The following is a 19,853-nucleotide window of genomic DNA, read 5'->3' on the forward strand; positions in this document are numbered from 1 at the left end:
ATCCAGCATTATCGCGCGTGCGCGTCATCTTGCGTGCGTCGGGCGGGCGGCGGGCGCCGGCACTGCCTGAGTCTGCAGCGGCGCGGGACGCACGGCGGCGCGGCGGCCGAGCACGACGGTCACGATCACCGCGGCCGCGTATAGCCACGTCGAGCCGCTCACGTGCTCGCCGAAGAACAGCGCGGAGAAGGCCATCGTGAAGAAGATCTGCAGCAGCTGCACCTGGCCCACGCGCGCGATGCCGCCCATCGCCAGGCCGGCGTACCACGCGAAGAAGCCGATGAACTGCGAGAACAGCGTGACATAGCCGAAAGCCAGCCACACCTTGAGCGAGAGCGGCCCGGGATGCGCCGCGTGATGCGCCCACGCGAGGCCGCCGACCGGCAAGAGCAGGAACGGCGCCGACAGCACGAGCGCCCAGCAGATCACCTGCCAGCCGCCCATCTGGCGGGCGAGCCGTGCGCCTTCCGCATAACCGAGCGCGCCGATGCCGACCGCGACCAGCATCAGCAGGTCGCCCGCCTGCAGGCCGCCGCCGCCCGTCTGCACTGCGAATGCGACGACGATTGCGCTGCCCGCGAGCGCGCTGACCCAGAACAGCTTCGACGGCCGTTCGTGCGAGAGCCACGCGGCATAGATCGCGACGCACAGCGGCTGGAGCCCGTTGACGACCGCGCCGTGCGACGCGGGCACGTATTTCATCGACCACGCCGAAAACACCGGAAACGCGATGATCACGCCCAGCGACACCACCGCCAGGCTCCTGACTTGCGGCCAGGTGGGCCACTTTTCGCGCCGCCACGCGAGCAGCGCGGCGGCGGGCAGGGCTGCGACGAGCGCGCGGCCGAGACCGTTGAGCAGCGGATGCACCTCCGCGACGACGATGCGCGTCATCGGCAGCGTCAGGCTGAAAATGACGACGCCGATCAGGCCGAGCAGCATGCCTTCGGTTTCGCGGGTTCTCATCGTGGGGTGTCTCCTCGGATCGGATTTAGATGTCTTGTGGGGGTGTGCCGGGCAGGTCGAGTTGCTGCGGCGCCTGCGTATCCGTTTTCTTCGCGCGGCGGCGTCTGGCTGCCTGCAGCGCCTCTTCCTCGCGCGCCTGGGCCTGTTCCGCGGATTCGCCGAGCGTGAGCGTCGAGCCGTCCGGCAAGTCGAATTCCGCCACCAGCACCGGCGCGCCGGAGGTCGCCTCGATGTGGATCAGGTGCGCCGCGCCGAGCCACGCGAGCTGTTCGGCGATGCGCGCGGCATCGGCATGAAAGCCGCTCAATGCGCGCAGTGCGATGCCGCTGGGAGGCAGCACGTCGCCCGGCAGCAGCGGCGTGTCCCACTGGATCAGCGACGGCAGCACGCCTTGTCCGGCGCCTTGCCACGCGGGGAACGCGCCGTCGTCGGGGACGGTCAGGCCCCAGGTATTGGCGCCGCGCGACATCGCCGCGACCGGCGCGATGCGTTCGGGATACTGCTCGCGCCAGCGCGTCAGCGACTTTGGCCGCTCCACGCGCGCCACCCAGTGCACCAGCTGCGGACCGTGTTCCGCGATGCGCTGTTGCTGCGCCGGATCGTCTAGCCCGAAGAGACGCGGCCGCGGCGTTGCCACGGCGGGCGCGGCCGGATCGATTGCGATCACTTCCAGATAGGCGCCGCCCCACAGGTTCAGCAGGCGATTGTGCGTGCGCATCGACGGATGCGCGCCACCGGGCGCCGTCTCCACGCCGAACTTCGTGGCAACGAATTGCGCGCCTTCTTCAAGCGTGCGCGCGGCGATGACGAGGTGGTCGAGTTTGAATCGGGAATCGGTCATGACAGGCGCGGTTGGACTGGAAGGGCCGCCTGGCATGACGCAACGCTCAAGCATTGCGTCATTCGGCGACCCCGAAAGGAGAATGTAGCGTCTCCTACCATAACAGTAACGGTACAATCGACCCAGCCGTGTTCGGTACAGTTTTTGATGAATTCAGAACATTCCAGAACGCATCGGCAATGCATCGGCAACCCGCCCGGAGGTCCGCATGTCCGTCCCGCTCGACCAGATTCCCGCCCCCCACGACGCCGCGCAGCTCACCCTCGTGGACCAGCTCGTGCAATGGGGCCGCCGCCGCATCGACGAACGCGTGTTCCGGCCCGGCATGCGCATGCCGTCCATCCGCAAGCTCGCGCTCGACAAGGGCGTGTCGCGTTTCACCGTGGTCGAGGCCTATGAGCGGCTCGTCGCGCATGGCTATCTGGATTCGCGCCGCGGTTCCGGCTTCTATGTGCGCGAGCGGGCCGCGCCGTCGCTCGTCGCCCGGGGCGAGGCGCCCGCCGCCGCTTCGGAGCGCGAGCCGTTGCAGAACACCATCGACGTGGTCTGGCTGCTGCGCAACATGCTGCACACGTCGAGTCCGGAGAAAGGGCCGGGCCTGGGCTATCTGCCGGGCCGCTGGCTCGACGGCGAACTGATCACCAACGCGCTGCGCGCGCTGTCCCGCCTGAGCGGCGCGCACATGCTCGGCTTCGGCACGCCGCAGGGCTTCCTGCCGCTGCGCCAGCAGTTGCAGACGCGGCTGGAAGAACTGGAGATCGGTGCGTCGGCGGCGCGGCAGATCGTGCTGACTTCGGGCATCACGCAGGCCATCGACCTGATCGCGCGGCTCTATGTGAAGCCGGGCGATGCGGTGATCGTCGGCGATCCGGCGTGGTTCCAGATGTTCGGGCGTTTCGCCTCGCAGGGAGCGCGGCTCGTCGGCATGCCGTACACGCCGGACGGCCCCGACCTCGACGCGCTCGAGACGCTCGTCGCCACCTGGCGGCCGAAGATGCTGATCATCAACTCCGTGCTGCAGAACCCGACCGGCACTTCGCTGACGGCCGCGCAGGCATACCGGATCCTGCAACTGGCGCAGGAATACGACTTCATCGTCGTGGAAGACGATGTCTACGGCGACCTGTGCCCGACCAACTTCCCGGCCACGCGCCTGGCCTCGCTCGATCAGCTGAAACGCGTGATCTTCCTGGGCAGCTTCTCGAAGACGCTCGCGGCGAACCTGCGGGTCGGCTATATCGCGGCCGCGCCGGACGTCGCGAAGGCGCTGGCCGATCAGAAGATGCTCGTCGGCATGACCAGTCCGGAGTTGAACGAGCGGGTCGTCTACAAGATCCTGACCGAAGGACACTACCGGCGGCATGTCGAGCGCCTGCGCACGCGGCTCGACGGCGTGCGCGACAAGACTGCGCGCATGCTCGAGAAAACCGGCCTGCGGCTGTTCTCGACGCCGTCGGCGGGCATGTTCCTGTGGGCTGACGCGGGGGTCGATTCCGACGGTCTCGCTGCCGCCGGCCACGAAGCCGGCTTCCTGCTGACGCCGGGCAGCCTGTTCTCGCCGCAACAGTCGCCGACCACCTGGATGCGCTTCAATGTCGCCAATTGCGGCGATCCGGCGCTGCCGGAAATGCTGTCGAATTATCTGGACCGTGCGTCGCGGCGCAGCGCCTGAAGTCTGAAGCGGGGCGCTAACGCCTTCGTCCGGGCAGATTGCGCCGCGCGGACGGCGTCCGGATGAATTCGGCCAGCACGGTCTCGAACAGCGCGAGCGCGCCGGGCATCTGCCGGTAGCGCTGCTCGTAGAGCCGGTGCTGGCCGTCGCAGAAGCGCAGCGCGAAATAATCCGCGAGCAGGTTGCCTTGCGCTTCCATGTTGAAATCGGCGAGACGCTTGCCGGCGGCCAGCCGGTAGGCATAGGACAGCCCGATGCGCAGCGCGCCGCGCCATCGGACCGGATAGCCGAGCTGGAATTGCCAGACGTGCGTCATCTCGTGAATGAACCACATGCGATTGCCGAGGTCGCAGCACGAGAAATCGTCCTGACAACAGGCGCGCGGAAAATAGAGGTGGCCGTTGGGCGCCATCGCGGTGCGCGGCGGCTGCAGGCCGAACGGCAGATAGGCGCGGGCATGGACGCGGACCGCCGCATAGTCGATGGCGTCGCCGAACACGAGCCGCGCCATGCCGGTTTCGCCCGGCGTGAGCGGACGGCCTGGCGGTGCGCGGCGGAACAGGAGCGGCATGAGGGTACGGGCGATGCGGCGAGGTCAAAGACGCATCATAAGACCTGGCCTGGGACGGCCCTTGAAAAACGCGGGACCGCCCCGATATCGCTCGGATTGACGGCTCAGGCGGCGCGCGTTTCGCCGCCCGGGCCGTCAGCATCACTTCAACACAGATAAATCAACACAGAGGACCCGGACATGGCGCAAGAAACCATGAGCTTTCAGGCAGAAGTGAAACAGCTTCTGCACCTGATGATTCATTCGCTGTACAGCAACAAGGAAATCTTCCTTCGCGAACTCATTTCCAACGCCTCCGACGCCGCCGACAAACTGCGCTTCGAGGCCATCGAGAACAGCGCGCTGTACGAGAACGATCCGGACCTGCGCATCCGCGTATCGTTCGACAAGGCCGCGCGCACCGTGACCATCGACGACAACGGCATCGGCATGAGCCGCGACGAAGCCATTTCGCATCTCGGCACGATCGCGCGTTCGGGCACCAAGGAATTCTTCTCGAAGCTCTCAGGCGACCAGCAGAAGGATGCGGCGCTGATCGGCCAGTTCGGCGTGGGTTTCTATTCGGGCTTCATCGTCGCGGACAAGATCACGGTCGAAACGCGTCGCGCCGGGCTGCCGGCGGAGCAGGGCGTGCGCTGGACCAGCGCGGGCGAGGGCGATTTCGAAGTCGAGGACATCGAGCGCGCGCAACGCGGCACCACCATCACGCTGCATCTGCGTGCTGACGAAGACGACCTGCTGTCGTCGCACAAGCTCAAGTCGATCATCCAGAAGTATTCGGATCACGTTGCGCTGCCCATCCTGATGAAGAAGGAAGAATGGGACGCGGAAAAGAGCGAGATGGTCACGCAGGACGAAGACGAGACCGTCAACCAGGCGAGCGCGCTGTGGACGCGGCCGAAGAGCGACATCAGCGACGAGCAGTACACGCAGTTCTACCAGCACATCTCGCACGACCACGACGAGCCGCTCGCGTGGACGCACAACCGTGTCGAGGGGCGCAGCGAGTACACGCAACTGCTGTACGTGCCGAAGCACGCGCCGTTCGACCTCTGGAACCGTGAGCATCGCGGCGGCCTCAAGCTGTACGTGAAGCGCGTGTTCATCATGGACGACGCCGAACAACTGCTGCCCGCGTATCTGCGTTTCGTGAAGGGCGTGGTGGATTCGGCGGACCTGCCGCTCAACGTCTCGCGCGAAATCCTGCAGGAGAGCCGCGATGTGAAGGCGATCCGCGAAGGCGTGACGAAGCGCGTGCTGTCGATGCTGGAAGATATCGCGAGCGCATCGGCCGAAGCCACCGACGACGCCGGCAAGCAGAAGTACGCGAGCTTCTGGAGCGAGTTCGGCCAGGTGCTGAAGGAAGGCGTCGGCGAGGACTTCAGCAACCGGGAACGCATTGCGAAACTGGTGCGTTTTGCCTCGACGCACAACGACAGCAGCGAGCAGACCGTTTCGCTCGCGGAGTACGTCGCACGCATGAAGCCCGAGCAGACGAAGATCTACTACGTGACCGCCGACAGCTGGCAGGCCGCGAAGAACAGCCCGCACCTTGAGGTGTTCCGCAAGAAGGGCGTGGAAGTGCTGCTGCTGACGGATCGCGTCGACGAATGGATGCTGTCGTTCCTCAATGAATTCGACGGCAAGCCGCTCGCGAGCGTTGCGCGCGGCGACCTCGATCTCGGCGCGCTCAACGACGAAGAGAAGCAGCAGCAGGAGAAGGTCGGCGAGGACATGAAGCCGCTCGTCGAGAAGATGAAGGAAGCGCTGGAAGGCAAGGCGAAGGATGTGCGGCTCACGTTCCGTCTCACTGATTCGCCCACCTGCCTGGTGGCAGACGAAGGCGACATGAGCGGCTATCTGCAACGCATGCTGAAGGCCGCGGGCCAGCAGGCGCCGGAGATGCAGCCGATTCTGGAAGTGAATCCGGAGCATCCGCTCGTGAAGGCGCTCAACGCCGACAACGCCAACTTCGCGGACTGGTGCCATCTGCTCTTCGATCAGGCCATGCTGGCCGAAGGCGGCACGCTGGAAGATCCGGCGAGCTTCGTCAAGCGGACCAACGCGCTGCTGCTCGCGCGCTGAACAGTCTGAAAGCAGGGTGATGCAGGCGCCGCCGGGCAACCGGCGGCGCCTGTTTTCATTTGCGCTTGCGCTCCTTGTTCGACTGCGCGAGCACGGACGCGGCGAGCTTTTTGGTGTCCGGCGCGTATTTGCTGCTATGGAGCACTTCGCTGGCTTTGTGCTCCATCTCGGCACCGGTTTGCTTGCGCGTATGCGATTGGGCCAAGGCGGATGCAGCAAGGCTCTTGGCCGTTGCCGACGCCTTCGGGTCATGCAATGTTTCCGACGCCAGATGCGCAACCGGTCTGGACGTTTGTTTCTTGTTTATCGACATTCTATTTGCCTCTCGGGATGAAGCCGGCGCGGCGCGCGACCGGCATTTCAGTCTCCGCTTCTGACATGCCGCGCACCATACGATTCGTCCTAAGCTGCGGTCGGCATGGGTGTATGGCGGGCGTTGGCAGGCGGCCTTTATAATCGCCGCCATGTCCATGCCGACCGATCCCACCGACGCGCACTGGCGCGTCGTCCCCTGTGCCGTTCTCTCCGATGCTCAACAAGACTGGCTGACGCGCGGCGGCTCGCTGACTGCGCATCTGCGCACGCTGGGCGCCGTGACCGTCGATGTCACACGCGAAGCCGTCAGTCTTCCCTGGCGGGACGAAGCCCGCGCGCTCGGCATCACGCCGCGTACGCCGGTGTGGCTGCGCGAAGTGGCGTTGAAGGTCGACGGCACGCCCTTCGTCGTGGCGCACAGCATCGTGCCGCTGGCGGTCAGCACTGGCACATGGCAATCGATGCGCCGCCTGCGCACGCGTCCGCTCGCCGAACTGCTGTACAGCGACAGCAGCGTGTCGCGTTCGGCGCTCGCGAGCCGCAGGCTGACGGCGCGCCATCCGCTCTACCGGCTGGCTTTGCAGCAATCGCACGATGTCTCACCTACGCTCGTCGCGCGCCGTTCGGTGTTCGAGCGGCACGGTGCGCCGCTGATGGTCACCGAGTGCATGCTCGATGCGCTATGGACCAGGCTCGCCACGCTCCATGGTCCGCATCGGCGCGAACATGCGCGCGCGTATGGGCATCTGAGTTCGCATGCGAAGCGCGTCGTGCGCGGCGAAGCGAAATGACGCTCGCCGGATTCGAGCCGATCGGCGATCACGCCACGCATACGCTGATTCTCGGCAGCTTTCCGGGCGTCGCTTCGCTGGCGGCGGCCCAGTACTACGCGCATCCGCGCAATCAGTTCTGGCGCCTGGTGGGCGCAGCGATCGGCGAGCCGCTGCACGAACTCGCCTACGACGACCGACTCATGCGGCTTCTGGCGCATGGCATCGGCCTGTGGGACGTGCTGGCGGCCTGCGAGCGCGAAGGCAGCCTCGACAGCGCGATCCGCCATGCGTCGCCGAATGACTTCGCCGTGTTCCACACGCGCTTTCCGGCGCTGCGCCGCGTCTGCTTCAACGGCAAGACCTCGGGTCGCTTCGCGCCGGTGATCGGCGCCGCGGGCTACGCGACGCGGGTGCTGCCGTCGTCGAGTGCGGCCAATGCTATGCTCTCGTTCGACCAAAAACTGCGTCTCTGGCGCGACCTCCTCACCCATGACGACACTGATCAAACGCGCCTCCGCTGAAGCCCGCGCGTTCGGACGCAAGCAGGACTCCAAGCACGCCGGCAAGCAGAAGCAAAAGCAGAAGCGCGCCGCGCGCGAGCACGATGACGACGATCTCGCGCACGCGCCGCGCATCGAGGCGCCGCGCAAGCCGCGCTTCGCGCCGGTGACGTTCTCGGAAGAGGGCGGCGTGCGCTACCTGCACTTCGGCACGGAATGGGTGCAGGGCGCGATGCGTCTCCGCAAGCCCGATCAGATCGAACTCGAATACGTGCAGCAGATGATGGCCTGGCTGCTGTTCATCGAGACGCCGGAGCGGATCGTGCAGCTCGGGCTGGGCGCGGCGGCGCTGACCAAGTTCTGCTACCGCTTCCTGAAGCGCGCACAGGTCGAGGCGGTGGAAGTGAATCCGGCGGTCGTGATCGCGGCCCGCGCGATGTTCGACCTGCCTTATGACGATGCGCGCCTCACCGTCACCGAGCGCGACGCCTGGGAGTTCGTCAACGATCGCGCGAATCACGGCACGACCGGCGCCATGCAGATCGACGTGTATGACGCCGCGGCACAGCGTCCGGTGCTCGACAGCGTGTCGTTCTATCGCGCCTGCCGCGCGTGCCTGACGCCGGCGGCGGGCGTCGTCACGGTGAACCTGTTCGGCGATCATCCGAGCTTCGTGCGCAACATGCGGCATCTGAACGAGGCATTCGATCATCGCGTGATCGCGCTGCCGGAAGTGCACGACGGCAATCGCGTCGCGCTGGCCTTCGCGGGGCCCGCGCTCGACGTGCCGCTCAGTGCGCTCGAGGCGCGTGCGAAGCTGATCGAGGATCAGCTGGGATTGCCCACGCGCAAGTGGGTGAAAGGTCTGGTCGAAAGCGCGGGCCTCAAGCCAGGCGAATCCTTTCGGATCTGACGACGCTGGCCCAACGCAAAAACGCAACACAAAAGCGCGACGCCCAGGCGCAATGCCGCGCTGGTCACGCCTCCCGGCGTGATTACAAAATTCTTTCAAATCAGGGGAATAGTCGGGATTCCCCTTGCTTGACCGGGTTTTAAGGGTCCATATACTCCTCCTGTTATTTCGGGGCGCTTTCAACGGCCGCCAGGCCAGTAACGTGGCGTGCAAACCGATACGACAACCGGCACGTCATCCGTCCGGACCGTAGACCAAAATCAAACAAGAGGAGAGGACCGTTCATGGCTCAAGAAGCTGCGACCGGCACTGGACAACCGCGCAACAAGCACTGGCTGTGGCTTTTGATCCTTCCGTGGATCGGTGTGGTATGGGTGCCGTTTTATAACAAGATCGAGCCCGTGTTGTGGGGCTTCCCGTATTTCTACTGGTACCAGTTGTTGTGGGTGCTGATCAGCGCGGTGATCACCGCGGTCGTCTATAAGAAGACCAAGGCGCTGCCCTCGAATCGCAAGAGCGGAGGCGCGCGATGATGAATTCCACCGCAACCTTCGTCTTCGTCCTCTTCTTCGTCGGCGTCACGATTCTCGGCTTCATCGCCGCGCACTGGCGCAAGGGCGATCTCGCCCAGCTCGACGAATGGGGTCTCGGCGGCCGTCGCTTCGGCACCATCGTCACCTGGTTCCTGCTCGGCGGCGACCTCTACACGGCCTACACCTTCGTCGCGGTTCCGGCGCTCGTGTTCGGCGCGGGCGCGACCGGCTTCTTCGCGCTGCCGTACACCATCCTCATCTATCCGTTCGCGTTCGTCGTGTTCCCGAAGCTGTGGAGCATCGCGAAGCGTCACGGCTATGTGACCGCCGCCGACTTCGTGCATGCCCGCTACAACAGCCGCATGCTGGCGCTGGCCGTCGCGCTGACCGGCATCGTCGCGACCATGCCGTATATCGCGCTGCAACTGGTCGGCATCGAAGTGGTGATCGGTGCGCTCGGCTTCTCCACGCAGGGCCTCGTCGGCGATCTGCCGCTCATCATCGCCTTCGCGATTCTCGCCGCGTACACCTACACCTCAGGTCTGCGCGCACCGGCGATGATCGCCGTGGTGAAGGACGTGCTGATCTACATCACGATCATCGCCGCGATGATCGTGATTCCGGCGCAGCTCGGCGGCTTCGGCCACATCTTCGGCATCGTGCCGCCCGAGAAGATCCTGCTGAAAGCGCCCGACGCCGCGAGCCTCAACGGCTACAGCGCATATGCGACGCTGGCGGTGGGTTCCGCGCTCGCGCTGTTCCTGTACCCGCACTCGGTCACGGCCATCCTGTCGTCGAATTCGGGCAACACGATCCGCCGCAACATGTCGCTGTTGCCGGCGTATTCGCTGGTGCTCGGCCTGCTGGCGCTGCTCGGCTACATGGCGCTCGCCTCGGGCGTGAAGGACATGCCGGAATACGCGCCGTACTTCAAGGCCTACGGCGCGAACTTCGCCGTGCCGGCGCTGTTCCTGCACTACTTCCCGTCGTGGTTCGTGGGCGTGGCGTTTGCGGCAATCGGCATCGGCGCGCTGGTGCCGGCGGCGATCATGTCGATCGCGGCCGCCAACCTGTATACGCGCAACGTGCACCGCGAGTTCGTCAATACGTCGATGACGCCGGAGCAGGAAACCAACGTCGCCAAGCTGGTGTCGCTGATCGTGAAGGTGGGCGCGGTGGTGTTCATTCTCGCGCTGCCGCTGACCTATGCCATCCAGCTGCAACTGCTCGGCGGCATCTGGATCATCCAGACGCTGCCCGCACTGGTGCTCGGCCTCTACACGCGCGTGCTCGACCATCGCGGCCTGCTGATCGGCTGGGCGGTGGGGATCGGCGTCGGTACCTGGATGGCCGTGTCGCTGCAGCTGAAGGGCTCGATCTATCCGCTGCATCTGTTCGGCTATGTCGTGCCGGGCTACGCCGCCGTGTGGGCGCTGATCGCCAACCTGATCGTGTCGATCGCCGTCAGCCTGCTCGTGCGCGTCCTGGGCCTCAAGCGCTCGGAAGACCGCACGCGTCCGGAAGATTATCTGGACATCGTGGAAAGCTGATCGAGCCGTCGCTGATGCCGCTTTTGCCGCACCGGGCGCTGACCCGGCGCGGCTCACGAAAAGCTGGTAAAACGCCCGTAGCAGCCGCTGGCCGCTACGGGCGTTTTGTTTGTGCGACGCGCGAGCCGGCCGGACGAACGATCATGTTCATCGACGCGAGCGAACCATGTTTTCTCCGACATCGACGTCAGTCAGACACGGCCGTCTGTCGCGTCTGTTCAGCTGGATTGCATCGCCGTACTTTCGCTATCGCCACGCCAACCTGATCCACGGCGTGCGGGTCGCGCTGGCCGTGGCGATGTCGATTGCCGTGACCACCGGCATCGACGTGCCGCACGGCGTGTGGGCGACGGTCTCGGTGCTGGTGGTCGTCGGCGGCTTGCAGCACTACGGCAACATTCGCAAGAAAGCCGCCGAACGCGCGATCGGCACGATGCTCGGCGCGGCGTTCGGGCTCGTGCTGATCGCGGCGCAGGCGCTGACCGGCTCGCTGATGCTGTTCTTCGTGCTGATGTGCGCGATCGCGGGCGGCTGCGCCTACTATGCGATCGGCAAGGCGGGCTACGTCGCGCTGCTCACGGCGATCACCATGGTCATCGTCTCGGGCCACGGCGACCTGCCGTTCACGACGGGCCTGTGGCGCACGGCGAACGTGATGATCGGCGTGGTGATCGCGCTCGGCTTCTCGTTCGTGCTGCCGCAATACGCGACCTATTCATGGCGCTACCGGCTCGCCGACAATCTGCGCGAAGGCGCGAAGATCTACGGCGCACTGCTCGAAGGCGTGCCGCTGCTGCCGGAGGACATGGCGAAGCGCTTCTTCCGCATGAGCCAGCGGCTCGTGCAGTCGCGTGGCCTGCTGGAATCGGTATCCAAGGAAACGAACCTGCCGATGGCGCGGCTCGAGGAAATCCAGCGGCTGCATCGCGCGATGCTCGCCGCGCTCGAAATGCTGGTCACGTCGATGCCGGAAGTGACCTCCGTAGGCGGACATCGTTTTGCGCTCGGCTGCTCGCCGGGCGAAGTCGCGGTGCGCCGTCAGTTGCTGCAGATGGCGCGCGCGCTGCGCTTCGGCCGCGTGAGCCTGCTGCATCATGCGCTGGAGATGGAGACCGCGGCCGTGGAATCGGCGGTGTGCGCCGAGACGCCCGGCGATCACGTCACGGAAGGCATGCACTGGCTCGCGATGCGCTTCGTCGAACAGGCGGAGCGCTTGCGGCTGCGACTATCGGAAGTGGAACGGCAGTGGAACATCGAGGGCGCGCGGCCGTTCGGCGCGTGATGCTCTCGGCGCTTCCGGAAATGAAAAAGGACCGCGCACCGGATCGGTGCTGCGGTCCTTCTTATCTCAGGCGAGGCCGGCGTTACTGCAGCGCGGTGATCAGCTTCTCGAGCTTGATGGCGTCGGCAGCGAAGGCGCGGATGCCTTCCGCGAGCTTCTCGGTGGCCATGGCGTCGTCGTTGACGGCGAAGCGGAAGGTCGGCTCATCCACCGCGATTTTCTCGACGTTCTCGTTCTTGCTCGCTTCCGGAGACAGCTTGCGCTCGACGGTGTCGTTGCTGTCGGCGAGTTTCTTGAGCAGGTCGGGGCTGATGGTCAGCAGGTCGCAGCCCGCCAGTTCCGTGATCTGACTCACGGTGCGGAAGCTCGCGCCCATCACCTCGGTCTTGTAGCCGAACTTCTTGTAGTACGCGTAGATGCGGCGCACCGACTGCACGCCCGGATCGTTCGCGCCGCCGTTCTTGACTTCGTCCCATTCGGCGCCGGCCGACTTCTTGTACCAGTCGTAGATGCGGCCGACGAACGGCGAGATCAGTTGCGCGCCTGCGTCCGCGGCGGCGACGGCCTGCGCGAGCGAGAACAGCAGCGTCATGTTGCAGTGGATGCCTTCCTTCTGCAGCACTTCGGCGGCGCGGATGCCTTCCCACGTCGAGGCCAGCTTGATGAGCACGCGCTTGCGGTCGATGCCGGCGTTCTCATACAGCTTGATAATCTCGCGGCCCTTGTCGATGGACGCCTTGGTGTCGAACGACAGGCGCGCATCGACTTCGGTCGAGACGCGGCCCGGGACGATCTTGAGAATTTCGGTGCCGAAGGCGACGAGCAGATTGTCGATGATCTGCGGCATCGGCTTCTTCGCGTGCTCCTTGACGGTCTTTTCGAGCAGCGGCTTGTAGTCGTCCTTCTGGACGGCCTTCAGGATCAGCGACGGATTGGTGGTCGCGTCTTCCGGCTTGAACGCGATGAATTGCTGGAAATCGCCCGTGTCGGCGACGACGGTCGTGTACTGCTTGAGCTGGTCGAGAGCGGATGTCATGTCGAGTCTGAGACGCGTGGCGCCTTGTCAAAGTGCGGTAACAAACCCGCGGATTGCCCATGATTGCGACGCCGCGCGGCGATTTTGATGGCAGTTGCCATTGAAATCACGATCGCGCGGCGCGCCCCTGAAAACCATTCCGTCATTCTAGTCCCGCGCGCGGAAAACGCGCTGATCGCGTGCGCGTCCGGTTCGACCGGGCGCGGGCTTTACCGTTCATCGCGCATTTCTTGTGCCGTCGCGCGGCACGTCTCAATCGGCGGACGAATCACGCGCGCCGGGCATTGAGCACCAGATGCGTCGCCAGGCCCGCGATCAGCCCCCAGAACGCCGGTCCGATCGACAGCAGCGTGAGTCCTGACGCCGTCGTCATGAAGGTGACGAGCGCCGGTTCGCGCTGCCGCGGATCCTGCATCGCATTCGTAAGGCCGCTCATGATCGAGCCGAACAGCGCCAGCGCGGCCACCGACACGACCAGCGCCTTCGGAAACGACGCGAACAGCGCGGCGATGGTCGCGCCGAACACGCCGGCGACGAGATAGAACACGCCGCACCACACCGCCGCCGTATAGCGCCGGTTGCGGTCCTCGTGGGCCTCGCGGCCGGTGCAGATGGCGGCCGTGATGGCGGCCAGATTCACGCCGTGCGAACCGAACGGCGCGAGCAGCAGCGAAGCGAAGCCGGTGGCCGAGATGAGCGGGGCGGACGGCGTGGTGTAGCCGTCGGCGCGCAGGACGGCGATGCCGGGCACGTTCTGCGAGGCCATCGCGACCACGAACAGCGGAATGCCGATGCTGATCGCAGCCGACACGGAGAACGCGGGCATCGTAAAGACGGGATGCGCGAGCGCGACGTGAAAGCGCGAGAAATCGAGCAGCCCGAGCGCGCCCGCCATGGCGATGCCCGCGGCGAGCGTCGCGGGAATCGCGTAGCGCGGCGCGAGGCGCTTGCCGGCGAGATAGGTGAAGAACATGACGAGCACGAGCGGCGTCTGCGCCTGCGCGGCGTGAAAGATCTCGATGCCGATCTCGAACAGGATGCCCGCCAGCAGCGCCGCCGCGATGCCGCCGGGAATGCGCTTCATCAGCGTGTCGAACCAGCCGGTGAGGCCGACGGCGGTCAGCAGCGCCGCGCACACGACGAACGCGCCGATCGCTTCCGCGTACGGGACGTTCGGCAGCGAGGAGACGAGCAGCGCGGCGCCCGGCGTGGACCAGGCGATGACGATCGGAGCGCGGTAACGCAGCGACAGTCCGATGGTGCACACCGCCATGCCGATGGACAGCGCCCAGATCCACGACGAGATCTGCGCATCGCTGAGATGCGCGGCCTGGCCGGCCTGGAACATCAGCACGAGCGAACTGGTATAGCCCGTCATCATCGCGACGAAGCCGGCGACGATGGTGGAGAGGGACGAGTCGAACAACGGGCGCAGCGCGACGGGCGCCGCAGACGGGGCTTTCATGGTGGTTCTGCTTCTGTGCTTTTTATGGATTTATTTCGACAGCGCGCGCATCGCGCTTTCGAGGCCGGACATCGTGAGGCCGTACATGCGATTGCCGAGGATCTGGCGGATCGCACCGATCGACTGGCGGTATTCCCACAGGCGCTCGGGTTCGGGGTTGAGCCACGCGTGATGCGGGAACTGGTCGGCGAGCCTGCGCAGCCACACGGCGCCCGCTTCGGCGTTGTTGTATTCGACCGAGCCGCCCGGCTGCAACACCTCATACGGGCTCATGGTGGCATCGCCGACGAAGATCAGCTTGTAGTCCGGCGTGAACTTGTGCATGACGTCGAGCGTCGGCGTGCGTTCCTGATGACGGCGCCGGTTGTGCTTCCACAGGTAGTCGTACACGCAGTTGTGGAAGTAATAGAACTCGAGATGCTTGAACTCGGCCTTGGCCGCGGAGAACAGCTCTTCGACGCGCTTGATGTGGTCGTCCATCGAGCCGCCGACATCGAGCAGCATCAGCACCTTCACGTTGTTGTGACGCTCGGGCACCATCTTGATGTCGAGCCAGCCGGCGTTGGCAGCGGTGCTGCGGATGGTGTTGAGGAGATCCAGTTCTTCGGCCGCGCCTTCGCGTGCAAAGCGCCGCAGCCGCCGCAGCGCGACCTTGATGTTGCGCGTGCCGATCTCGACCTGGTCGTCAAAGTCCTGATAAGCGCGCTGGTCCCACACCTTCACCGCCGTGCGGTTCCCCGACGATTCCCCGCCAATGCGAATCCCTTCCGGGTTGTAGCCGCCATGTCCGAACGGCGACGTGCCGCCGGTGCCGATCCACTTGCTGCCGCCTTCGTGACGTTCCTTCTGTTCGTCGAGCAGGGCCTTGAGACGCTCCATCAGCTTGTCGAGACCGCCGAGCGCCTCGATGCGCTTCTTTTCCTCGGCGGTGAACTCGCGATCGAGACGCTTCTTGAGCCAGTCGAGCGGAATGTCGAAGGCTTCGTCGGACAGTTGCGCGAGCCCGTGGAAGTAGGCGCCGAACGCGCGATCGAACTTGTCGAAGTACTTTTCGTCCTTCACGAGCGTCATGCGCGCGAGGAAGTAGAACTCGTCGAGCGACGGCGCGATCACCTGCGCCTTCAGCGCCTCGAGCAGCGTCAGGTATTCCTTCACCGAGACGGGCAGCTTCGCGTCGCGCAGCGAATAGAAGAAGTCGATCAGCATGGCGCGCTCACCATCGGCTCAACGATGATTGCGGTTCATGAACAGGAGCCGCTCGAACAGCGCGACATCCTGCTCGTTCTTGAGCAAGGCGCCGTGCAGCGGCGGCACGATCTGCTTGTCGTCGGCCGAGCGCAGCGCCTCGGGCGCGATGTCTTCGGCGAGCAGGAGACGCAGCCAGTCGAGCAGTTCGGACGTGGACGGCTTCTTCTTCAACCCTGAAACCTGGCGCAGCTCGAAGAAGCTCTGCATCGCCGCGGCGAGCAGGTCCTGGCGGATGTTCGGAAAATGCACCTCGACGATGGCCTTCATCGTCTCGGCATCGGGGAAGCGGATGTAGTGGAAGAAGCAGCGGCGCAGGAAGGCGTCGGGCAGCTCCTTCTCGTTGTTCGACGTGATGATGACGAGCGGGCGCTGCTTTGCCTTGATCAGCTCGCGCGTCTCGTAGACGTAGAACTCCATGCGGTCGAGTTCGCGCAGCAGATCGTTCGGAAATTCGATGTCGGCCTTGTCGATTTCATCGATCAGCAATACGCTCGGCTGGTCGGATTCGAAGGCCTGCCACAGCACGCCCTTGACGATGTAGTTGCGGATGTCCTTCACGCGTTCGTCGCCGAGCTGCGAGTCGCGCAGGCGCGAGACGGCGTCGTATTCGTACAGACCTTGCTGGGCCTTCGTCGTGGACTTGATGTGCCATTGCAGGAGCGGCATGCCGAGCGCGCCGGCCACTTCCTCGGCCAGCATGGTCTTGCCGGTGCCGGGTTCGCCCTTGATCAGCAAGGGCCGCTGCAGCGTCATCGCGGCGTTCACCGCGAGCTTGAGATCGTCGGTTGCGACGTACTGCGATGAGCCCTCGAAACGCATGACGAAGATCCGGTCGGAGAAAAAAATCCCAGTATAAGTCAGAAGCCCTTTCGGCATCGGGGGCCGCCGGGTATCGTGTGAGCCGCTTCATGCGCAGGTTCGGCGCTGCGCCGGGGTGGGTCCGGAGCGAGCGCGCAGGCGGGCTCGTTGCTTGTACAGGGACGAATTGTCGCAGCGAAGCGCGGTCCTTTTCAGGCGATTCCCCTTGCCAGCAAGGCTGCGAGAGGGTGCGCGTGTGGACGGAGGGTAGGTCGCGCGGTACAATTAGCGCGATTTTTTTGGCCTGCGTGGCGCCAGACCCTGCAGCAGCAAACAGTCCCGAGAAGGTTGTATGCGCTCGGCGCGGGCCGCGGCCTTGTGAGCGCCGGATTTCCCCTCAAGCCAGGTTAGAAGAGCTATGAACAATTTTGTCGGCAAATGTGCCGTGATTGCAGCGCTGTCCGGTCTCGCCGGCTTCGCGACCCAGGCGTCGGCCGACGTCGTCGGTAACGCGAAGGCCGCAGAGGGCAAGGTTGCGATGTGCATCGGCTGCCACGGCATCCCCGGCTATCGCACCGCGTACCCTGAAGTCTACGAAGTGCCGATGCTGGGCGGCCAGAACGCGCAGTACATTGCCAATGCGCTGAATGCCTACAAGAAGGGCGACCGTCATTTCGACACGATGCGCGCCATCGCGACCACGCTGTCGGATCAGGATATCGCCGATATCGCCGCGTACTACGCCGCGCAGACTCCCCAATCAAAGAACAATCCCGACAAGTAATCCGCGCGTGACACCGCAAAGCGACAACGGGAAGGAGAATTCATGAAGCCCTCGAAGGCACTTCGCAGCATCAAGGCAGCATGCGCGGCGGCGCTGATCGGCATGACGGCGTTCGGCACGGCGCACGCGGCCGACATCAGCAACGGCAAGGCGCTGTCCGACAGCCACAACTGCGCGGCCTGCCACGGCCCCGGTCTCAACAAGCCGGTGAGCGGAGAGTATCCGCGGCTCGCGGGCCAGCATGCCACGTATATCTACTGGGCACTGCGCCAGTATCAGATCGGCGGCAACAATCCGAACTTCGGCCGCAACAACGCCATCATGTCGGCACAGGTGCAGAGCCTCTCGCCGAGCGACCTGAAGGATCTCGCGGCGTACATCGAGTCGCTCGACGGCAATCTCGTGCTGAAGAAGTAAGGGCTGAAGCCCCGGCAGTTCAATCGACACCCCGCGCATGCGGGGTGTTTCATTTGGTGCGGCGTGCTGCGGAGCTCAGTCGCGCGAGGCGCGCCGTTCGATCAGCGCGAGATAGGCGTCAGTATCGGGCGGCGTGTTCGAGCGCTGCGCTTCCCAAATGACCTGGCCGAGACAGTCCATGATCGCGTGCTGCGCGTCGTGCGGCGAACCGAGGCGCGCGACCAGTTTGTCGTGTGCGCGCCGGATGCCCGGCGGCTGGTCGATGGACAACTGTTCGCTGATGGCGAGGTGCATCGACAGATGCAGGAACGGATTGGTCTGGCCGCGATCGGGCGAATAATCGGCGTCGCGCGCTTCGGGATGGGCCAGTGCGTCGTGATATTCCGGATGCTCGCTGATCCAGTCGGCAGCCATGCTTTCGAGCGGCGTCAGGATCTCGCCGGCGCGCTCCTTGCGCCAGGCGTCAGTGAAGAACTGGCGAACTTCGTCGCGGCTGGGATTGAACATAAGGTGCTGATTCGATTGCGGGTTTTCGTAGCCCGGTATTGTACGCCCGCAGTGCTTTTCGACGCTCAAACCCGGCTCACTCCACCGGCGCGGGCGTCTTCGGACGGTACTCGCACAGCGGCTCGATCACGCAATGCCAGCACTCGGGCACGCGCGCCTTGCAGACGTAGCGGCCGTGCAGGATCAGCCAGTGATGCGCGTCGTGGAGGAATTCCTTCGGTGTGAATTTCTCGAGCGCGCTTTCCACTGCGCGCACGTCCTTGCCGGGGGCGAGACCGGTGCGATTGGCGACGCGGAAGATATGGGTGTCGACGGCGATGGTCGGTTGCCCGAACGCGATGTTCAGCACGACATTAGCCGTCTTCCTGCCGACGCCCGGCAGCGCTTCGAGCGCTTCGCGATTGTCGGGCACCTCGCCGCCGTATTGATCGATGAGAATGCGGCACGTCGCGATCACGTTCTTCGCTTTGGTGCGATAAAGCCCGATCGTGCGGATATGTTCCGTCACGCCTTCTTCGCCGAGCGCCAGCACGGCCGCCGGCGTGTTCGCGAGCGGAAACATCTTGCGCATCGCCTTGTTGACGGAGACGTCGGTGGCCTGCGCGGAGAGCATCACGGCGATCAGCAACTCGAAGGGCGTCGTGTATTCGAGTTCGGTGACCGGGTGCGGATTCAGGCTCTGCAGCGTTTCGAAGATCGCGTGGCGCTTCCTGGCGTTCATGGGTCGAGGTCCGTGTTCACGCGGGTTTATCGGGATCCGGCTGCGCGGGCGTGCTGTCTTCTTTCAGGCCGAGACGGCGACGGCGCGCGTCGGCGGCGTCGATCTGCGCCTGCACCGCGGGGCTCACGTGCTCCGTATTCTTCGGTCCCGCACCGAGCTTCGCCATCTCTTCCTTCTTCTTGCGCGCGCGGTCCAGCGCGGCCTGGATGATCGCGCGCTTCTTCGCTTCGGGATCGTCTGCCGGGGCGGGCGGCGCGAGCGGCGCAGTCTGCGGCGTGGAGGCCGCCGCGCTGGCCTCCGCTGCCTGCGCGGTGCGCGATGCCTGGCGCGCGTTCGCCTTCGCTTCGGCGGCGGCGCGCTCGCGCTCGAGACGCGCCGTGCGGCGGTCGTGACGCGTGCGGGCGGCATCGGCTTCGGGCTGGCTCCAGGCGTCCCAGCCGGTGCGCGTGCCAGTGACGGGAATCATCGCGATGCAATCGACCGGGCAGGGCGGCACGCACAGATCGCAGCCCGTGCACAGTTCCGTGATGACCGTATGCATCTGTTTCGCCGCGCCGACGATGGCATCGACCGGACACGCCTGCATGCACAACGTGCAGCCGATGCACACGCTTTCGTCGATGACGGCCACCGGCCGCGGCCGTTCGATGCCATGCGTCGTGTCGAGCGGGATCACCGGCTTGCCAATCAGCGCCGCAATGCGCGCGATGCCTTCGGCGCCGCCCGGCGGGCACTGGTTATGGTTGGCCTCGCCGGCGGCGATGGCTTCGGCATAAGGCCGGCACGCCGGGTAGCCGCACTTGGTGCATTGCGTCTGCGGCAGCAGGTCTTCGATGCGCTCGGCGAGCGTCCTGGAAACGGTTGCGGTCACGGGGG

22 protein-coding genes are annotated in these 19,853 nt (G+C 65.2%); 11 read left to right on the forward strand and 11 right to left on the reverse strand.

Annotation, left to right across the window (positions count from 1 at the left end; translation table 11 throughout):
• Positions 1-24 precede the first annotated feature (24 nt).
• Both QCE83_RS04135 and QCE83_RS04140 read right to left on the reverse strand, forming a co-directional pair.
• Positions 25-966 carry a DMT family transporter gene (locus tag QCE83_RS04135; RefSeq protein WP_309807785.1) on the reverse strand — a complete coding sequence of 314 codons (942 nt, stop codon included), beginning with the start codon at positions 964-966 and terminating at the stop codon, positions 25-27.
• 25 nt (positions 967-991) lie between these two features.
• The gene (locus QCE83_RS04140) at positions 992-1,807 is read right to left on the reverse strand and encodes a VOC family protein (RefSeq protein ID WP_309807786.1); all 816 of its coding nucleotides are present in this window, start codon (positions 1,805-1,807) and stop codon (positions 992-994) included.
• A 208-nt stretch (positions 1,808-2,015) separates the two neighbouring features.
• Here QCE83_RS04140 and QCE83_RS04145 point away from each other — a divergent pair, with 208 nt between their 5' ends.
• Complete coding sequence (locus QCE83_RS04145; protein WP_309807787.1) at positions 2,016-3,479, forward strand: PLP-dependent aminotransferase family protein; 1,464 nt, start codon at positions 2,016-2,018, stop codon at positions 3,477-3,479.
• A gap of 16 nt (positions 3,480-3,495) precedes the next feature.
• On the opposite strand, the gene QCE83_RS04150 is transcribed toward QCE83_RS04145, so the two are convergent.
• Positions 3,496-4,050: a Rhs element Vgr protein gene (locus tag QCE83_RS04150; protein ID WP_309807788.1), complete on the reverse strand. Its 555-nt coding sequence runs from the start codon at positions 4,048-4,050 to the stop codon at positions 3,496-3,498.
• Between the two features lie 180 nt (positions 4,051-4,230).
• On the opposite strand from QCE83_RS04150, the gene htpG reads away from it, so the two are divergent.
• Positions 4,231-6,135, forward strand: a complete 1,905-nt coding sequence (htpG, locus tag QCE83_RS04155; RefSeq protein ID WP_309807789.1) for a molecular chaperone HtpG — start codon at positions 4,231-4,233, stop codon at positions 6,133-6,135.
• A 55-nt stretch (positions 6,136-6,190) separates the two neighbouring features.
• Here htpG and QCE83_RS04160 read toward each other — a convergent pair whose 3' ends face one another.
• The gene (locus QCE83_RS04160; protein ID WP_309807790.1) at positions 6,191-6,448 is read right to left on the reverse strand and encodes a hypothetical protein; all 258 of its coding nucleotides are present in this window, start codon (positions 6,446-6,448) and stop codon (positions 6,191-6,193) included.
• Positions 6,449-6,599: 151 nt separating this feature from the next.
• On the opposite strand from QCE83_RS04160, the gene QCE83_RS04165 reads away from it, so the two are divergent.
• The 6 genes from QCE83_RS04165 (at position 6,600) to QCE83_RS04190 (ending at position 12,001) form a co-directional block, all read left to right on the forward strand.
• Positions 6,600-7,241, forward strand: a complete 642-nt coding sequence (locus QCE83_RS04165) for a chorismate lyase (protein WP_309807791.1) — start codon at positions 6,600-6,602, stop codon at positions 7,239-7,241.
• Positions 7,238-7,744, forward strand: coding sequence for a DNA-deoxyinosine glycosylase (locus QCE83_RS04170; protein ID WP_309807792.1), 507 nt, complete (start codon positions 7,238-7,240; stop codon positions 7,742-7,744). Before QCE83_RS04165 ends, QCE83_RS04170 begins: the two co-directional genes overlap by 4 nt.
• A complete protein-coding gene (locus QCE83_RS04175; protein WP_309807793.1) occupies positions 7,713-8,636 on the forward strand; it encodes a spermidine synthase in 924 nt (307 codons plus the stop codon). The genes QCE83_RS04170 and QCE83_RS04175 overlap by 32 nt, the downstream gene beginning before the upstream one ends.
• Before the next feature lie 284 nt (positions 8,637-8,920).
• Positions 8,921-9,169: a DUF3311 domain-containing protein gene (locus QCE83_RS04180; protein WP_309807794.1), complete on the forward strand. Its 249-nt coding sequence runs from the start codon at positions 8,921-8,923 to the stop codon at positions 9,167-9,169.
• Positions 9,169-10,719, forward strand: a complete 1,551-nt coding sequence (gene mctP, locus QCE83_RS04185; RefSeq protein WP_309811446.1) for a monocarboxylate uptake permease MctP — start codon at positions 9,169-9,171, stop codon at positions 10,717-10,719. The genes QCE83_RS04180 and mctP overlap by 1 nt, the downstream gene beginning before the upstream one ends.
• 166 nt (positions 10,720-10,885) lie before the next feature.
• Positions 10,886-12,001 carry an FUSC family protein gene (locus QCE83_RS04190; RefSeq protein ID WP_309807795.1) on the forward strand — a complete coding sequence of 372 codons (1,116 nt, stop codon included), beginning with the start codon at positions 10,886-10,888 and terminating at the stop codon, positions 11,999-12,001.
• An 82-nt stretch (positions 12,002-12,083) separates the two neighbouring features.
• Here the strand turns inward: QCE83_RS04190 and tal are convergent, their stop codons facing one another.
• On the reverse strand, positions 12,084-13,037 hold the full coding sequence (tal, locus tag QCE83_RS04195; RefSeq protein ID WP_309807797.1) for a transaldolase: 954 nt from the start codon (positions 13,035-13,037) through the stop codon (positions 12,084-12,086).
• Positions 13,038-13,124: 87 nt separating this feature from the next.
• On the opposite strand from tal, the gene QCE83_RS04200 reads away from it, so the two are divergent.
• Positions 13,125-13,325: a hypothetical protein gene (locus tag QCE83_RS04200; protein ID WP_309807798.1), complete on the forward strand. Its 201-nt coding sequence runs from the start codon at positions 13,125-13,127 to the stop codon at positions 13,323-13,325.
• Here QCE83_RS04200 and QCE83_RS04205 read toward each other — a convergent pair.
• The 3 genes from QCE83_RS04205 to QCE83_RS04215 are packed head-to-tail and all read right to left on the reverse strand — an operon-like array spanning position 13,306 to position 16,569.
• Positions 13,306-14,502: a benzoate/H(+) symporter BenE family transporter gene (locus QCE83_RS04205; RefSeq protein ID WP_309807799.1), complete on the reverse strand. Its 1,197-nt coding sequence runs from the start codon at positions 14,500-14,502 to the stop codon at positions 13,306-13,308. The genes QCE83_RS04200 and QCE83_RS04205 overlap by 20 nt on opposite strands.
• Before the next feature lie 30 nt (positions 14,503-14,532).
• Entirely contained in the window at positions 14,533-15,708 is a 1,176-nt protein-coding gene (locus tag QCE83_RS04210) for a VWA domain-containing protein (RefSeq protein ID WP_309807800.1), read from the reverse strand.
• A gap of 18 nt (positions 15,709-15,726) precedes the next feature.
• Positions 15,727-16,569: a MoxR family ATPase gene (locus QCE83_RS04215; protein WP_309807801.1), complete on the reverse strand. Its 843-nt coding sequence runs from the start codon at positions 16,567-16,569 to the stop codon at positions 15,727-15,729.
• Positions 16,570-16,966: 397 nt separating this feature from the next.
• On the opposite strand from QCE83_RS04215, the gene QCE83_RS04220 reads away from it, so the two are divergent.
• Positions 16,967-17,332, forward strand: a complete 366-nt coding sequence (locus tag QCE83_RS04220; RefSeq protein WP_309807802.1) for a c-type cytochrome — start codon at positions 16,967-16,969, stop codon at positions 17,330-17,332.
• Positions 17,333-17,374: 42 nt separating this feature from the next.
• The gene (locus tag QCE83_RS04225) at positions 17,375-17,749 is read left to right on the forward strand and encodes a c-type cytochrome (protein ID WP_404984119.1); all 375 of its coding nucleotides are present in this window, start codon (positions 17,375-17,377) and stop codon (positions 17,747-17,749) included.
• A 75-nt stretch (positions 17,750-17,824) separates the two neighbouring features.
• On the opposite strand, the gene QCE83_RS04230 is transcribed toward QCE83_RS04225, so the two are convergent.
• The 3 genes from QCE83_RS04230 to rsxB all read right to left on the reverse strand — a co-directional run bounded on the left by QCE83_RS04230 (position 17,825) and on the right by rsxB (position 19,848).
• Positions 17,825-18,256: a DUF1841 family protein gene (locus QCE83_RS04230; RefSeq protein WP_309807803.1), complete on the reverse strand. Its 432-nt coding sequence runs from the start codon at positions 18,254-18,256 to the stop codon at positions 17,825-17,827.
• Positions 18,257-18,332: 76 nt separating this feature from the next.
• Entirely contained in the window at positions 18,333-18,977 is a 645-nt protein-coding gene (gene nth / locus QCE83_RS04235) for an endonuclease III (protein WP_309807804.1), read from the reverse strand.
• 16 nt (positions 18,978-18,993) lie between these two features.
• Positions 18,994-19,848 (reverse strand): electron transport complex subunit RsxB, encoded by an 855-nt coding sequence (gene rsxB / locus QCE83_RS04240; RefSeq protein WP_309807805.1) that lies wholly within the window; start codon positions 19,846-19,848, stop codon positions 18,994-18,996.
• Between the last annotated feature and the right edge of the window lie 5 nt (positions 19,849-19,853).

The organism is Caballeronia sp. LZ034LL (genome assembly GCF_031451215.1).
In the GTDB taxonomy this organism is placed as follows: domain Bacteria; phylum Pseudomonadota; class Gammaproteobacteria; order Burkholderiales; family Burkholderiaceae; genus Caballeronia.

What these genes read in the sequence shown, in the direction of transcription:
- QCE83_RS04135 (WP_309807785.1), bottom strand. Translation starts at nt 966, where the DNA reads ATGAGAACCCGCGAAACCGAAGGCATGCTGCTCGGCCTGATCGGCGTC.
- QCE83_RS04140 (WP_309807786.1), bottom strand. Translation starts at nt 1,807, where the DNA reads ATGACCGATTCCCGATTCAAACTCGACCACCTCGTCATCGCCGCGCGC.
- QCE83_RS04145 (WP_309807787.1), top strand. Translation starts at nt 2,016, where the DNA reads ATGTCCGTCCCGCTCGACCAGATTCCCGCCCCCCACGACGCCGCGCAG.
- QCE83_RS04150 (WP_309807788.1), bottom strand. Translation starts at nt 4,050, where the DNA reads ATGCCGCTCCTGTTCCGCCGCGCACCGCCAGGCCGTCCGCTCACGCCG.
- htpG (WP_309807789.1), top strand. Translation starts at nt 4,231, where the DNA reads ATGGCGCAAGAAACCATGAGCTTTCAGGCAGAAGTGAAACAGCTTCTG.
- QCE83_RS04160 (WP_309807790.1), bottom strand. Translation starts at nt 6,448, where the DNA reads ATGTCGATAAACAAGAAACAAACGTCCAGACCGGTTGCGCATCTGGCG.
- QCE83_RS04165 (WP_309807791.1), top strand. Translation starts at nt 6,600, where the DNA reads ATGTCCATGCCGACCGATCCCACCGACGCGCACTGGCGCGTCGTCCCC.
- QCE83_RS04170 (WP_309807792.1), top strand. Translation starts at nt 7,238, where the DNA reads ATGACGCTCGCCGGATTCGAGCCGATCGGCGATCACGCCACGCATACG.
- QCE83_RS04175 (WP_309807793.1), top strand. Translation starts at nt 7,713, where the DNA reads ATGACGACACTGATCAAACGCGCCTCCGCTGAAGCCCGCGCGTTCGGA.
- QCE83_RS04180 (WP_309807794.1), top strand. Translation starts at nt 8,921, where the DNA reads ATGGCTCAAGAAGCTGCGACCGGCACTGGACAACCGCGCAACAAGCAC.
- mctP (WP_309811446.1), top strand. Translation starts at nt 9,169, where the DNA reads ATGAATTCCACCGCAACCTTCGTCTTCGTCCTCTTCTTCGTCGGCGTC.
- QCE83_RS04190 (WP_309807795.1), top strand. Translation starts at nt 10,886, where the DNA reads ATGTTTTCTCCGACATCGACGTCAGTCAGACACGGCCGTCTGTCGCGT.
- tal (WP_309807797.1), bottom strand. Translation starts at nt 13,037, where the DNA reads ATGACATCCGCTCTCGACCAGCTCAAGCAGTACACGACCGTCGTCGCC.
- QCE83_RS04200 (WP_309807798.1), top strand. Translation starts at nt 13,125, where the DNA reads ATGGCAGTTGCCATTGAAATCACGATCGCGCGGCGCGCCCCTGAAAAC.
- QCE83_RS04205 (WP_309807799.1), bottom strand. Translation starts at nt 14,502, where the DNA reads ATGAAAGCCCCGTCTGCGGCGCCCGTCGCGCTGCGCCCGTTGTTCGAC.
- QCE83_RS04210 (WP_309807800.1), bottom strand. Translation starts at nt 15,708, where the DNA reads ATGCTGATCGACTTCTTCTATTCGCTGCGCGACGCGAAGCTGCCCGTC.
- QCE83_RS04215 (WP_309807801.1), bottom strand. Translation starts at nt 16,569, where the DNA reads ATGCGTTTCGAGGGCTCATCGCAGTACGTCGCAACCGACGATCTCAAG.
- QCE83_RS04220 (WP_309807802.1), top strand. Translation starts at nt 16,967, where the DNA reads ATGAACAATTTTGTCGGCAAATGTGCCGTGATTGCAGCGCTGTCCGGT.
- QCE83_RS04225 (WP_404984119.1), top strand. Translation starts at nt 17,375, where the DNA reads ATGAAGCCCTCGAAGGCACTTCGCAGCATCAAGGCAGCATGCGCGGCG.
- QCE83_RS04230 (WP_309807803.1), bottom strand. Translation starts at nt 18,256, where the DNA reads ATGTTCAATCCCAGCCGCGACGAAGTTCGCCAGTTCTTCACTGACGCC.
- nth (WP_309807804.1), bottom strand. Translation starts at nt 18,977, where the DNA reads ATGAACGCCAGGAAGCGCCACGCGATCTTCGAAACGCTGCAGAGCCTG.